General features: G+C 68.2%; 13 protein-coding genes. 1 reads left to right on the top strand and 12 read right to left on the bottom strand.

Features of this window, described 5'->3' with window-relative positions; all coding sequences use genetic code 11:
- From HUU94_RS04965 to HUU94_RS04950, 4 genes are all read right to left on the bottom strand, one after another.
- Positions 1 to 531, bottom strand: a 531-nt coding sequence (locus HUU94_RS04965; RefSeq protein WP_174273996.1) for a biotin/lipoyl-containing protein, incomplete at its 3' end; no start/stop codon positions are given.
- A 73-nt stretch (positions 532 to 604) separates the two neighbouring features.
- Positions 605 to 2,209: a flavin monoamine oxidase family protein gene (locus HUU94_RS04960; protein WP_174273995.1), complete on the bottom strand. Its 1,605-nt coding sequence runs from the start codon at positions 2,207 to 2,209 to the stop codon at positions 605 to 607.
- A gap of 161 nt (positions 2,210 to 2,370) precedes the next feature.
- Positions 2,371 to 3,192: a 2,3,4,5-tetrahydropyridine-2,6-dicarboxylate N-succinyltransferase gene (gene dapD / locus HUU94_RS04955; protein ID WP_174273994.1), complete on the bottom strand. Its 822-nt coding sequence runs from the start codon at positions 3,190 to 3,192 to the stop codon at positions 2,371 to 2,373.
- Complete coding sequence (locus HUU94_RS04950) at positions 3,189 to 3,857, bottom strand: pyrimidine 5'-nucleotidase (RefSeq protein ID WP_174273993.1); 669 nt, start codon at positions 3,855 to 3,857, stop codon at positions 3,189 to 3,191. The genes dapD and HUU94_RS04950 overlap by 4 nt, the downstream gene beginning before the upstream one ends.
- Positions 3,858 to 3,981: 124 nt before the next feature.
- On the opposite strand from HUU94_RS04950, the gene HUU94_RS04945 reads away from it, so the two are divergent.
- The gene (locus HUU94_RS04945; protein WP_174273992.1) at positions 3,982 to 6,252 is read left to right on the top strand and encodes a S8 family peptidase; all 2,271 of its coding nucleotides are present in this window, start codon (positions 3,982 to 3,984) and stop codon (positions 6,250 to 6,252) included.
- Between the two features lie 222 nt (positions 6,253 to 6,474).
- Here the strand turns inward: HUU94_RS04945 and HUU94_RS04940 are convergent, their stop codons facing one another.
- From HUU94_RS04940 to HUU94_RS04905, 8 genes are all read right to left on the bottom strand, one after another.
- Positions 6,475 to 6,828: a HesB/IscA family protein gene (locus HUU94_RS04940; RefSeq protein ID WP_174273991.1), complete on the bottom strand. Its 354-nt coding sequence runs from the start codon at positions 6,826 to 6,828 to the stop codon at positions 6,475 to 6,477.
- A 45-nt stretch (positions 6,829 to 6,873) separates the two neighbouring features.
- Entirely contained in the window at positions 6,874 to 7,347 is a 474-nt protein-coding gene (locus HUU94_RS04935; RefSeq protein ID WP_174273990.1) for an SUF system Fe-S cluster assembly protein, read from the bottom strand.
- Positions 7,344 to 8,618, bottom strand: coding sequence for an aminotransferase class V-fold PLP-dependent enzyme (locus HUU94_RS04930; RefSeq protein ID WP_174273989.1), 1,275 nt, complete (start codon positions 8,616 to 8,618; stop codon positions 7,344 to 7,346). Before HUU94_RS04930 ends, HUU94_RS04935 begins: the two co-directional genes overlap by 4 nt.
- Before the next feature lie 68 nt (positions 8,619 to 8,686).
- Positions 8,687 to 9,421: a SufD family Fe-S cluster assembly protein gene (locus tag HUU94_RS04925; protein WP_174273988.1), complete on the bottom strand. Its 735-nt coding sequence runs from the start codon at positions 9,419 to 9,421 to the stop codon at positions 8,687 to 8,689.
- A 106-nt stretch (positions 9,422 to 9,527) separates the two neighbouring features.
- The gene (gene sufC, locus HUU94_RS04920) at positions 9,528 to 10,373 is read right to left on the bottom strand and encodes a Fe-S cluster assembly ATPase SufC (RefSeq protein ID WP_174273987.1); all 846 of its coding nucleotides are present in this window, start codon (positions 10,371 to 10,373) and stop codon (positions 9,528 to 9,530) included.
- Between the two features lie 22 nt (positions 10,374 to 10,395).
- A complete protein-coding gene (locus tag HUU94_RS04915; protein ID WP_174273986.1) occupies positions 10,396 to 10,899 on the bottom strand; it encodes a GNAT family N-acetyltransferase in 504 nt (167 codons plus the stop codon).
- Positions 10,896 to 12,368: a Fe-S cluster assembly protein SufB gene (gene sufB, locus HUU94_RS04910; protein ID WP_174273985.1), complete on the bottom strand. Its 1,473-nt coding sequence runs from the start codon at positions 12,366 to 12,368 to the stop codon at positions 10,896 to 10,898. The genes HUU94_RS04915 and sufB overlap by 4 nt, the downstream gene beginning before the upstream one ends.
- Positions 12,368 to 12,734, bottom strand: a 367-nt coding sequence (locus tag HUU94_RS04905) for an RrF2 family transcriptional regulator (protein WP_174273984.1), incomplete at its 5' end; no start/stop codon positions are given. The genes HUU94_RS04905 and sufB, both read right to left, overlap by 1 nt.

The following is a 12,734-nucleotide window of genomic DNA, read 5'->3' as shown; positions in this document are numbered from 1 at the left end:
CGCGGCCGGGGGGGTTGGATCGGCGGCCTTCGCCGGCGCGGCGTCCTCGAGGTCGGCCTTGACGATCCGCCCCGCCGGCCCCGAGCCCCTGATCGCGCCGAGATCGACCCCATTCTGCGCGGCGATGCGGCGCGCGAGCGGGCTCGCCTTGACGCGATCGCCTTCGGCATGAGGCGGCGCGGCGGCTGTCTGCTCGGCGACGTCGGCCTTGGCTTCGGCGGCTTCGGGCTGCTCGTCGGAGGCCGGCGCTTCCGCCTTGGTCTCGGGCGGGGGGGCGGAGGCGTCCTCGTCCTCGCCCGCCAGCAGCGCGATCACCGTACCGACCTTGACGCCTTCGCTGCCCTCGGCGACCGCGAGCTTGACGATCGTGCCTTCGTCGATCGTCTCGAATTCCATCGTCGCCTTGTCGGTCTCGATCTCGGCGAGGATGTCGCCGGACTTGACCGTGTCGCCCTCCTTGACCAGCCATCGGGCGAGCGTGCCCGCCTCCATCGTCGGCGAGAGCGCGGGCATCTTGATCTCGATCGGCATCGACGGGAACCTTGCAGCGGCGGGCGCCTCCCTTTCCGATGCGCGGCGCTGGCGGTCAAGCCGACCGCTTGCTTCAGGCGGCCTTCAATGGCTTGCTGCTCGCGGGAAGCTTGCCCGTTATTTCTGCGATCGCGCGATGGCCCGAGAGGATCGCGCCTTCCTGCCAGCCGACGATCCGCGACAGATAATCGCCCGCGAACCAGACGTTGCCGTCGGGCGCGTTGAGCGCGGTGTAGGCGGGCCGAAGCTCGCCCTGCCCCTCGCCGGGCCCGGTCATGTTCGCCGCGATGCCGCCTTCGAAATAGGGGATTTGCCGCCAGCTCATGAAGATCGGCTTTTCCAGCAGCTTGCCGCGCCCGGGATGGAGGATATCGACCGACTTGCGCGAGAGCGCGAACTTCTCGGCGGTCGGGAGCTTGCCGAACGCATTGAGCTCCGCCTCTCCGGGCGTCCCCTCCATGCCGAAGCCCGAGAGCAGCACGCCGGTCGGGCTGAACAGCCCGTAGCTCGGATACCAGACGAGATCGATCTCGCGCTTGAGGAAGGAGATGCCGCCGTAGATATTGGTGTCCGTCTCCCAGAAGCGCGGGCTCTGCCAGGCGATCTTGTAATTGGCGCCGATCGGGATCGAGGCGGCGGCCGCCTTGGTGGCCGGGGAGAGATTGCCGGGCATCTTTTTGATCTGGCTCACCGGGATCGTGCAGATGCAGGCATCGGCGTCGATCAGCTTGGTGACGCCGCCTTCCTTGTAGGCGACGCGGACCCCGCGGGCGGTGTTGCTGATCTCCTGCACCGGCGCGTTGGTGCGGACGATCGGGCCGAGCGCGCGCTGGAAGGCGAACCAGATCTGGTCCATCCCGCCGACCGGCTGAAACATCGTCGCCTGCCAATCGATATGATCCTCGTAGAACTCGCCCTTGGTGAGATCGGCGGCGAGCAGCTCGTGCAACGCGAGCGGATCGTAGAATTTGGAGGTCGCCGGCCCCGCGCCGCGATTGACCGCGAAGCCGCCACGGTCGCCGCCGCTATATTTGCCGGCCGGGTCGAGCTGGCCGAACTCGACGAGCAGAGCGCGGAGCTTCTCGACGTCCTCGCGGGTCAGCGCCTGATCGAGCGCGTGGCCGTCGATCGCCTTGGTCAGCAGCTCGGCGATATAGCCCTTGGTATCGAAGACGACGCGGCGCTGCGTCACCGGCTTGCCGCCGTTCAGCTCGGGCGCCTGCATCAGCGCCGAGCGCGAGGCGTTGATCTCCACCTCCAGCGGCACCTTGAGCTCGCTGCAATAGCCGAGCAGGTTGCGATGGATCGAGGGGATGCGCGCGGGGCCCATGTTGAACCATTGCCCCGGCTGCCAATCGCAGCGCTGCACGGTGCCGTCCATGAAGCGGATCTCGGTGCCGGGCCGGGCCGCCCAGGCGCGCCCGCCGACGCGGCCGTTCGCCTCCAGCACCAGCACGTCGTAGCCCGCCTTGCGGAGCTCCCACGCCGAGGTCAGCCCCGCCGCGCCCGCGCCGATGATGACGATGCGGCGGCCCTTGCCATGATCGCCGGGCAGCGCGGGCAAAGGCGAGGCTTCGGCGGTGGCGAGCAATCCCAGCGCCTGCATCGCCGAGAAGGCCGCGCCATAGCCGCCGGCCGAGCCGACGGCGGAAAGGAAGGAACGGCGCGAAAGTGGCATCAGCAGGCTCCCCGAAGCATCATCGCCCCGCCAGCCATCCCCGCACGCACCGCCGGCCTGCCGCCGATCCCGCGCCCGTCAACTCCCGGAGGTCAGGCTAACGATGTGGCGGGCGCGGTCAAGCGGGGGAGACGGGAACGGGCGCATCCCATGACGGTCGCTCAATCCCGCAGCAGCTCGTTGATCGCCGTCTTGGCGCGGGTCTGGGCGTCGACGCGTTTGACGATCACCGCGCAATAGAGGCCCGGGCCGCCGTGCTTGCCGGGCAAAGTGCCGGGGACGACCACCGAATAGGCCGGCACGCGGCCCACCGTCACCTCGCCGGTCGCGCGATCGACGATCTTGGTGGAGGCGCCGAGGTAGACGCCCATCGAGAGCACCGCGCCCTGCTCGACGATCACGCCCTCGGCGACCTCCGAACGCGCGCCGATGAAGCAATCGTCCTCGATCACCACCGGATTGGCCTGGAGCGGCTCCAGCACGCCGCCGATGCCGACGCCGCCCGAAAGGTGGACGTTGCGGCCGATCTGCGCGCACGAGCCGACCGTCGTCCAGGTATCGACCATCGTGCCTTCGCCGACATAGGCGCCGATGTTGACGAAGCTCGGCATCAGCACGCAGCCCTTGCCGATGAACGCGCCCGCCCGCGCCACCGCGCCGGGCACCGCGCGAAAGCCCGCGTCGCGGAAGCGATTCTCGCCCCAGCCCGCCCATTTGAGCGGCACCTTGTCCCATGCCGGGCCGCCCATGGGGGCATCGACCAGCGCATTATCGTTGAGCCGGAAGGACAGCAGCACCGCTTTCTTCAGCCACTGGTTGACCTGCCAGCCGCCCTCGCCTTTCTCGGCGACGCGAAATCGCCCGCTATCGAGACCGGCGAGCGCCGCCTCGACCGCATCGCGCACCTCGCCCCGCGTCGCGAAGGATAAGGTGTCGCGCGCTTCCCAGGCCGCCTCGATCACCGCGCCAAGCCGTTCGCTCACTGCCCCTCCCCCAAAATCTCTTCGAGCCAGCCGCCGAGATCGCCGGTGCGAAAATCGATGAAGTCGGCGGCGCCGGCCTCCTCCACCTGCTCGGAGCCATTGTCCACCCACAAGGTCGCCATGCCGAGCGCCTTCGCCGGGCGCAGGTTGCGCGCCATATCCTCGGCGAACAGCGCGCGCGCGGGATCGACCTTCAGCGCGGCGAGCATCGAGGCATAGCTTTCCGGCCAGGGCTTGGGCCGATAGGCGCAGGCGTGGATGTCGTGGATCGCCTCGAAGCTTTCGCTCAGGCCCAGCCGCGCGAGCACGCGCCCATAGGCCGAATCGCCGTTGGTGAAGACCATCTTGCGCCCCGGCAGCCGCGCGATCGCATCGACGAGGCGGCGATCCTCGCTGAGCACGTCCATCTCGATCGCATGGACGTCGGCGAGGAATTCGTGCGGATCGACGCCATGATCCGCCATCATCCCCGACAAAGTGGTGCCATGGTCGCGGAAATAGCGCTTCTGCACGGCGAACGCCTCTTCCGGCCCCAGCCCCGTCCGCCGCGCGACATAGGCGGTCATCCTCCGATCGATCAGCCCGAACAGATCGCAGGACGCCGGATAGAGCGTATTGTCGAGATCGAAGATCCAGGCTTCGACATGGGCAAGCGCGGCGATCATCGCGGCGCGCTAACCCTATGGAAATATAGGGGCAACAATTAACCGTATTTTTGCTATCGAGGGACAAAACGGGGTCGATGCAATGGTCAAGGTAGGTGTGACGCTTCGCCGAGGACGGGGCCTGATGGCGGGGGCGTCGCTGCTGATGCTCTCCGCATGCGGCGGCGGGGGTGGCGGCGGCGTCAACGCGCCTTCGACGACCCCGATCGCTACGACCACGCCGACCACGCCGACTCCCACGCCAACCACGCCAACGCCGACCACGCCAACGCCGACGCCCCCCGTCGTGACGATCAACTACAACGATGCCGAATATCAGCGCTCCAACGCGACGGTCGATTCGGGCGCGATCGCGGCCTATAATTCCGGCTACACCGGCACCGGGCAGATGCTGGCGATCGTCGATTCGGGAATCGCGACGGTCGGCACCGAATTCACCGGCCGCGTGCTTTCGGCGAGCCGCGATTTCGGCGGCAACGGCAATATCACCGATGTCGACGGGCACGGCACCGCCGTCGCGGCGACCGCCGCCGCCGCGCGCGACGGCAGCCAGATCACGGGCGTGGCGTTCAACGCCAACCTGCTGGTGCTGCGCACCGATACGGCGGGAAGCTGCGCGATGACCGACGGCTGCTCGTTCAACAGCAACACGCTTGCCACCGCGGTCGATTATGCGCGGACCAACGGGGCCAAGGTCATCAACATGTCGCTGGGCGGGGATGCGATGCCCGCCAATCTCGCCGCCGCGGTCAACCGCGCGACGGCGGCGGGAATCATCATCGTCATCTCGGCGGGCAACGACGCGAACGCGCAGCCCGAGGCGTTCGCGCAGGTCGCGAACACGGGCAATGCGCGCGGGCTGGTGATCATCGCGGGCGCGCATGATTCGACGGGCGCGATCTCCAGCTTCTCGAACAAGGCAGGCACGTTCGGCGATTATTATCTGACCGCGCTGGGCACGGCGGTGCGCGCGTTCAACCAGAACGGCACCGCCTATCTCTATTCGGGCACCAGCTTCTCGGCCCCCGAGATCGCGGGCGCGGCGATCCTGCTCGGGCAGGCCTTCCCCAACCTGACGCCCGCGCAGATCGTCGCTTTGCTATATTCCACCGCGACCGATGCGGGCGCGTCGGGGGTGGACAGCGTCTTCGGGCATGGCCTGCTCAACCTCGCCAGGGCGTTCCAGCCCGCGGGAACGACCAGCCTCGCGGGAAGCGCGATCCCGATCACCGATGGCGACACGATGACGCTTTCGTCGGCGATGGGCGATGCCAAGGTGACGGGCCAGTCGGCCGGGCAGGCGGTGGTGCTCGACAGCTATGGCCGCGCCTTCACGATGAACGTCGCGAACGGCGTCGCGCGGATCGCTGCGGTGCGGCCGCTGCGGCAGGGCATCGCGGGCAATCTGCGCACCAGCGATCTGGCGCTGGGGCCGCTGTCTGTCTCGACGACGCTGGCGAGCGCCGCCGGGGGCACGCCGTGGAACGGGCTGGCGCTGGGGCGGCGCGGGTTCGACCAGGGGATCAGCCGCCGCCCGGTGGCGAGCAGCATGGTCGCGCGGATCAGCCCGCGCCTGACGATGGCGGCGGCCTATGCGACCAGCGGGCAGACGCTGGCGCAGCGGATCGATCCCGATGCGCCGGCGGGCAGCTTCCTCGCCGCGCGCGCGCCCGACGAGACGCCGGGCTTCTCGGGCCAGCAGGCGATGAGCCTAGCCGCGCGGCAGAGCCATGGGCGGATGGCGATCGGCTTCACCGCCGAGCGCGGCACGCTGGGATCGGTCGCGCGCGGCGATCCGGCGACGCCCGCCTACACGCTGGCCGGCGTGCGCGCCGAGCGGCGCTTCGGCGCGCTGACGCTGATCGGATCGGCATCGACGCTGATCGAGGAAGGCACCGTGCTCGGCGCGCGGCTGGCCTCCGCGATGGGGCGGAGCGGGGCTGCGACGCGCTATTTCGGGATGGAAGCGCGCTACCGTATCGGCAACGGCTGGAGCCTGCGCGCGGCATGGCGGCAGGGCTGGACGCATACCGCCAGCGCGGGCGTATTGCTGGCGAGCGATATCGCCAGCCGATCGGCGGCGCTCGACCTGACGCATCTCGGCCGCGACAGCCGCTTCGGAGTGCGCCTCGCGCTGCCGCCGCGCGTGACCGGCGGCGGCTTCGACCTGTGGCTGCCGACCAGCTATGATTATGCCAGCGGCGCGATCGGCTATTCCACCGCGCGGATCGGGCTGACGCCGCAGGGCCAGGAGCAGGACATCGAGGCCAATTACGGCACGCGGATCGCGGGCGGCTGGATCGACGCCAACCTCTTCCTCCGCCGCCAGCCGGGCAATTTCGCGGCGGCGGGCAACGATTTGGGAACCGCGCTGAGATATTCGCTGAGCTTCTGATCCTCTCTGTGAGGGGAGGGAGATCATGCAAAGCGTGGTGGAGGGAGCTCGCGAAGTTTCGTCACCCCGGCCTTGAGCCGGGGTCCCGCTGTCTGCCGACGTTGGAGAAGAAGCGGGACCCCGGCTCAAGGCCGGGGTGACGTTTCGGCTTGGACGGGACAGGCTCTAGGCGAGAGCCCCCTCCGTCACGCTTCGCGCGCCACCTCCCCTTGCAGGGGAGGATCAGACGGTGAAGCTCTCGCCGCAGCCGCAACTGCCCTTGGCGTTGGGATTCTGGAAGACGAAGCCGGCGGTGAAATCATCGTCGACCCAGTCCATCGTCGATCCGATCAGATAGAGCACCGATCCGGCATCGACGTAGAAATCGCCGCCGGGGGTGGCGATCTTCTCGTCGAGCGGATCGGCGGCGCCGACATGTTCGACCGAATAAGCGAGCCCCGAGCAGCCGCGCCGGGGGGTCGAGAGCTTGACGCCGATCGTGCCCTCGGGCGCGTTTGCCATCAGCGCGGCGATCCGCGCCTCGGCCGACGGCGTGAGGTTGAGCGCGGCGGGTCGGGTGCGGGTTGCGGTGGCCATTCTCTTCTTCCTTCCCCGGACCAAAGTATCACTTTGGTCCGAACGCTATAGCATTCCCAGTTCGAGCTTGGCTTCGTCGGACATCTTCTGCGGATCCCAGGGCGGATCCCAGACGAGGTTGACCTCGGCCGATCCCACCCCCGGCACCGCGCCGACGCGCATCTCGACCTCGCCGGGCATCGATTCGGCGACGGGGCAGTTGGGCGTCGTCAGCGTCATCGATACCTCGACATGCGCGGCATCGCCGATGTCGACGCCATAGATCAACCCGAGATCATAGATGTTCACCGGAATTTCCGGATCGTAGATCTCCTTGAGCGCATCGATCACCGCTTCGTAGAGATCGCCGCCCGGCTCGCCGTTGGAGGGCGCGGGCGGCGGCGCCAGGAAGCCTTCGAGATAGTCGCGCGGGCGTTCGGCGGGCGGCGCGTCCTCGGCATCCGAGACGCGCGCGCGCGGCGGCTGTGGTGCTTCGTCCACTTCCTCGACCTCGATCCAGCGCTTGCGTTCGTCGTTCATCCGAAAATCCGCCTCACCCGCTCCAGCCCGCGCACCAGCGCATCGACATCGGCCATTCCGTTATACGCCCCGAAGCTCGCCCGCGCGGTCGCCGGCACGCCCAGCGCCTCCATCAGGGGCTGCGCGCAATGGTGTCCCGCCCGGATAGCGACCTGGGCCTCGTCCAAGATGGTGCCGATGTCGTGCGGATGCACCCCCTCCATCGCGAAACTGACTATCCCCGCCGAATCCTCCGGCCCGAACAAGGTGACGCTGTTGATCCCGCGCAGCGCATCGCGCGTCGCGGCGACGAGCGCGGTTTCGTGCGCGTGGATCGCCGGCAGGCCGATGCCCTCGACATAATCGATCGCGGCATGCAGCCCGAGCGCGCCGACGATATGCGGCGTGCCCGCCTCGAACCGCGTCGGCGGCGGCGCGTAGCTGGTACGTTCGAACGAGACGCGATCGATCATCGATCCGCCCCCCTGCCAAGGCGGCATCGCCTCCAGCAGCGCGGGCCGCGCCCACAGGCAGCCGATGCCGGTGGGGCCGTAGAGCTTGTGGCCCGAGAAGACGTAGAAATCGCAGCCGAGCGCGGCGACATCGACGGGCAGGCGCGGCACCGCCTGGCAGCCGTCGACCAGCAGCAGCGCGCCGACGCCATGCGCGAGATCGGCGGCGCGGCGCACGTCGAGCACCGAGCCGAGCACGTTGGAGACGTGGGAGAGCGCGACCAATTTGTGCCGCGGCGTCAGCATCGCCTCGGCCGCGTCGAGGTCGATGCGGTGATCGGGGGTCAGCGGGCAGACGTCGATCGCGGCGCCGGTGCGCTCGGCGATCATCTGCCACGGTACGATATTGCTGTGATGCTCCAAGCGGCTGAGCAGGATGCGGTCGCCGGCCTCAAGCCGCGAGCCGCCCCAGCTCTGCGCGACGAGGTTGATCGCCTCGGTAGCACCGCGCACGAAGACGATCTCGTTGGCCGATCCCGCGCCGATAAAGTCCGCCACCCGCGCGCGCGCGGCCTCGTAGGCGATCGTCATGTCGGCGGAGCGCTGGTAGACGCCGCGATGGACGGTGGCGTAGGTTTCGCCATAGGCGCGGGTGATCGCGTCGATCACGGGCTGCGGCTTCTGCGAGGTGGCGGCGGTATCGAGATAGGCCCAGCCCGCCGGGATCGCGGGGAAATCGCCGAGCACATCGAGCGGTGAAGCCCGATCCTCCCCGGCACGGGGAGGGGGACCAGCCGCAGGCTGGTGGAGGGGGCTCTCCGCCAGCGTCGCGCTAGGCATTGAGCCCCCTCCACCACCGGCTGCGCCGGCGGTCCCCCTCCCCGTGCCGGAGAGGATCGTGGTGACGCTCACAGCACCCGCTCCAGCGCGGCGTCGATCGCGGCGGTGAACCGCTCGGCATCGGCCGTGCCGTCGAACAGCCCGCCGACGAACGCGCGCAGCAGCAGCGCCTTGGCTTCGGACGGCGGCAGCCCGCGCGAGGCGAGGTAGAAGAGCGCCTGCGCATCGAGCTCGCCGACCGTCGCGCCGTGCGCGCATTTGACGTCGTCGGCGAAGATTTCGAGTTCTGGCTTGAGGTTGGCGGTGGCGGCGCGGTTGAGCAGCATCGCCTTGGCGGACTGGCGCGCGTCGGTCTTCTGCGCGCCGCGCGCGACCGCGACCTTGCCGAGGTACGAGCCCGTCGCCTGCCCGCCGAGGATCGCGCGGACGGTCTGCGCGCTGGTGGCGTCGGGTTCGGCGTGGGTGACGCGCGTGACGATCTCGTGAGTCTCCCTGCCGCCGCCGACGATCGCGCCGGACAGTTCGAAATGCGCGCCAGCCGCGAGGCGGACCTTGACGAAGACGCGGCCGAGCCTGCCGCCGGTGATCGCGACATCGAGCCGCGCGCGGCCGCCCGCGCCGATCTCGATCGCATGATCCTCGATCGTCACCGCATCGTCGGCGGCGTCGATCAGGATGGGGAGCGTGAAGCTTTCGCCGGGCGCGACGACATGGGCATGCGTGGCGACGGGCCAGACGCGCGCGACCGCGTCCAGATCGCTGTAGCGCCAGCTCTCGTCGCGCCGGGTGGGGAGGGCGGTCATGAGGCCGATCCGTCACCCCGGACTTGATCCGGGGTGCCGCTGTCTCGATCACCAGCCCGGAAGCGGGACCCCGGATCAAGTCCGGGGTGACGTGAGGGTAGGCCGGTCACGCCGCCATCTCCTGATAGCCGTGCGCTTCCAGCTCCAGCGCCAGTTCCGGCCCGCCCGAGCGCGTGATGCGACCGCCCGCCAGCACATGGACGAAATCGGGGCGGACATAATCGAGCAGCCGCTGGTAATGCGTGATCAGCAGCACCGCCTTGTCGGGCCGCCGCATGATCGTGTTGATCCCCGCGCCGACCGCGCGCAGCGCATCGATGTCGAGCCCGCTGTCGGTCTCGTCGAGGATCGCGAGCCTGGGATCGATGATCCCCATCTGCACCATCTCGGCGCGCTTCTTCTCGCCGCCCGAGAAGCCGACGTTGACCGGGCGCTTGAGCATCTCGGGATCGAGGCCGAGCGCGGCGGCCTGGGCGCGCGCGAGCTTGAGGAACTCGGCGCCGGACAGCGGCGGCTGCCCGCGCACCTTGCGCTGCGCGTTGAGCGCCTCGCGGAGAAACTGGAGGCTGGAGACGCCGGGGATCTCGACCGGATATTGGAAGCCGAGGAACAGCCCTGCGGCGGCGCGCTCGTGCGGCAAGAGGGCGAGCAGGTCGATCGGTTCGCCCTGGCCGTCATCCCGGACTTGATCCGGGATCCCGCTTCCTTCCGACGCCGCCGAGAAGCGGGACCCCGGCTCAAGGCCGGGGTGACGGGATGAAGGGCGGAACCTCACCGAACCCCCCGTCACCGCATAGCCGGGCCGCCCGGACAGCACATAGCCGAGCGTCGACTTGCCCGCGCCGTTCGGCCCCATGATCGCATGCACCTCACCCGCGTTGAGCGAGAGCGAGAGGCCCTTGAGGATCGGCTTGCCGTCGATTTCGGCTTGGAGGTTTTCGATTTGGAGCATCGGTCAGCGGGTCTCGGTCTGCCTAGAGTGCGTAGCGTTTGTGGACGCGGTCGATGAGCGTGCCGGTCTGAAGCGGCACGGCCTTGCTGACATCGTGATCGATGAAGCCCTGCTTGTCGTAGAAGGCCAGACCGCCCTCATTGTCGACTCGGATCGTGGCATTGATCGCGGTAAGGCCGCGGTCACGAGCCCATGCGCGCGTGATGGCGAACAGCGCCGTGCCGATGCCGCGCTGCTTGCCATCGATTCGGGTGAAGGTAGCGATGTCGCCGATCCCTTCGGTAAGCGACGATGAATGCCCGAGCGTCTGGAAGCCTTCGATCCGCCCGGTTTTCGGATCGACGGCGACGAAGCAGCAATACACCGACGGTCCGGTCAGATGAGCCTGCGCCAGCCCTTCGGGTGTAAAGGGCTGTTCGAGTGCAGTCGTGCCGCCCTGCGCAATGATTGCGTTCAGCAATTCGGCAAGCTCGGCGGCATCGCCTTCCGCTACATGGCGTATGCCAAGAACGTCAGCGGCGGTCATCCGACCGATCCTTCCAGCGAAATCCCGAGCAATTTCTGCGCTTCGACCGCGAACTCCATCGGCAGTTGCTGGAGCACCTCTTTCGCAAACCCGTTGACGATCAGCGCCACCGCCGCTTCCTGATCGAGCCCGCGCGACATTGCGTAGAAGAGCTGGTCGTCGCTGATCTTGCTGGTCGTCGCCTCATGCTCGATCTGCGCGCTGGGATTGCGCACCTCGATATAGGGGACGGTGTGCGCGCCGCACTCCGGGCCGAGCAGCAGCGAATCGCATTGGGTGAAGTTGCGCACGCCCTCCGCCGTCGGGCCGACGCGCACCAATCCGCGATAGGTGTTGTCCGAGCGGCCGGCGCTGATGCCCTTCGAGACGATCGTCGAGCGGCTGCCTTTGCCGAGATGGATCATCTTGGTGCCGGTATCGGCCTGCTGGCGGTTGTTGGTGACCGCGACCGAATAGAATTCGCCGACGCTGTTCTCGCCCGCCAGCACGCAGCTCGGATATTTCCAGGTGACAGCACTTCCGGTCTCGACCTGCGTCCAGCTCACCTTGCTGTTGCGGCCCTGGCACAGCGCGCGCTTGGTGACGAAATTGTAGATGCCGCCCTTGCCGTCCGCGTCGCCCGGATACCAATTCTGCACGGTCGAATATTTGATCTCGGCATCGTCGAGCGTGACGAGCTCGACCACGGCGGCGTGGAGCTGGTTCTCGTCGCGCATCGGCGCGGTGCAGCCCTCGAGGTAGGAGACGTAGCTGCCTTCGTCGGCGACGATCAGGGTGCGCTCGAACTGGCCGGTGTTTTCGGCGTTGATGCGGAAATAGGTGGAAAGCTCCATCGGGCAGCGCACGCCCTTCGGCACATAGACGAAGGTGCCGTCGGAGAAGACCGCGCAGTTGAGCGTCGCGAAATAATTGTCGTGCATCGGCACGATCTTGCCGAGCCACTTGCGCACCAGATCGGGATATTCGCGGATCGCCTCGCTGATCGATCGGAAGATGACGCCCGCGGCCTCCAGCTCCTTGCGGAAGGTGGTGGCGACCGAGACGCTGTCGAACACCGCGTCGACCGCGATCTTGCGCCGGGGCGTCTCGCTCTCGACGCCGGCGAGCAGCTTCTGCTCCTCTATCGGGATGCCGAGCTTTTCATAGACGCGGAGGATTTCGGGATCGACCTCGTCCAGCGAGCCGAGCTTGGGCTTCGCCTTGGGCGCAGCGTAGTAATAAGCGTCCTGATAATCGATCGGCGGTACGTTGAGCTTCGCCCAGTCGGGCGCTTCCATCGTCAGCCAGTGGCGATAGGCCTTGAGCCGCCAATCGAGCATCCATTCGGGCTCGTTCTTCTTGGCCGAGATGAAGCGCACCGTCTCCTCGGACAGGCCCTTGGGAGCGAATTCCTGCTCGATGTCCGAGGAGAAGCCCCATTCATAGGCCTTCTCGGCGGCGGCGATCGCGTCCGCGTTGCGCGTGGCCATCAGAGCATCCCTCCCACCCGTTCGTCCCGAGCGAAATCGAGGGACGTGCCGCCGGTCGCGCGTGTCTCGCCTGCGCTCGGGACGAACGGGTGGGGGCTGGAGAGCGACGCAAGCGTCACCCCCGCCAGCGCGCCGCGCATCGCCGCATTGACCACGTCCCAATGCGGCTTGACCTGGCAATGATGATCGAGCCCGCAATCGTGGCGCCCCGCCTCGACGCAGGCGGTGAGCGCGATCGGGCCTTCGACCGCCTCGACGATATCGGCGAGCGTGATCGCGCTCGCGGGCCGCGCCAGCCGGAAGCCCCCGCCGCCGCCGCGCGCCGACACCAGCAGCCCGGCCCCCGCCAGCTTGCCGAACAATTTC

It is taken from the genome of Sphingomonas bacterium (genome assembly GCF_903644055.1).
In the GTDB taxonomy this organism is placed as follows: domain Bacteria; phylum Pseudomonadota; class Alphaproteobacteria; order Sphingomonadales; family Sphingomonadaceae; genus Sphingomonas_I.
The sequence above is the reverse complement of the archived record's forward strand: the minus strand, read 5'-3'. Positions and strand labels throughout refer to the sequence as shown.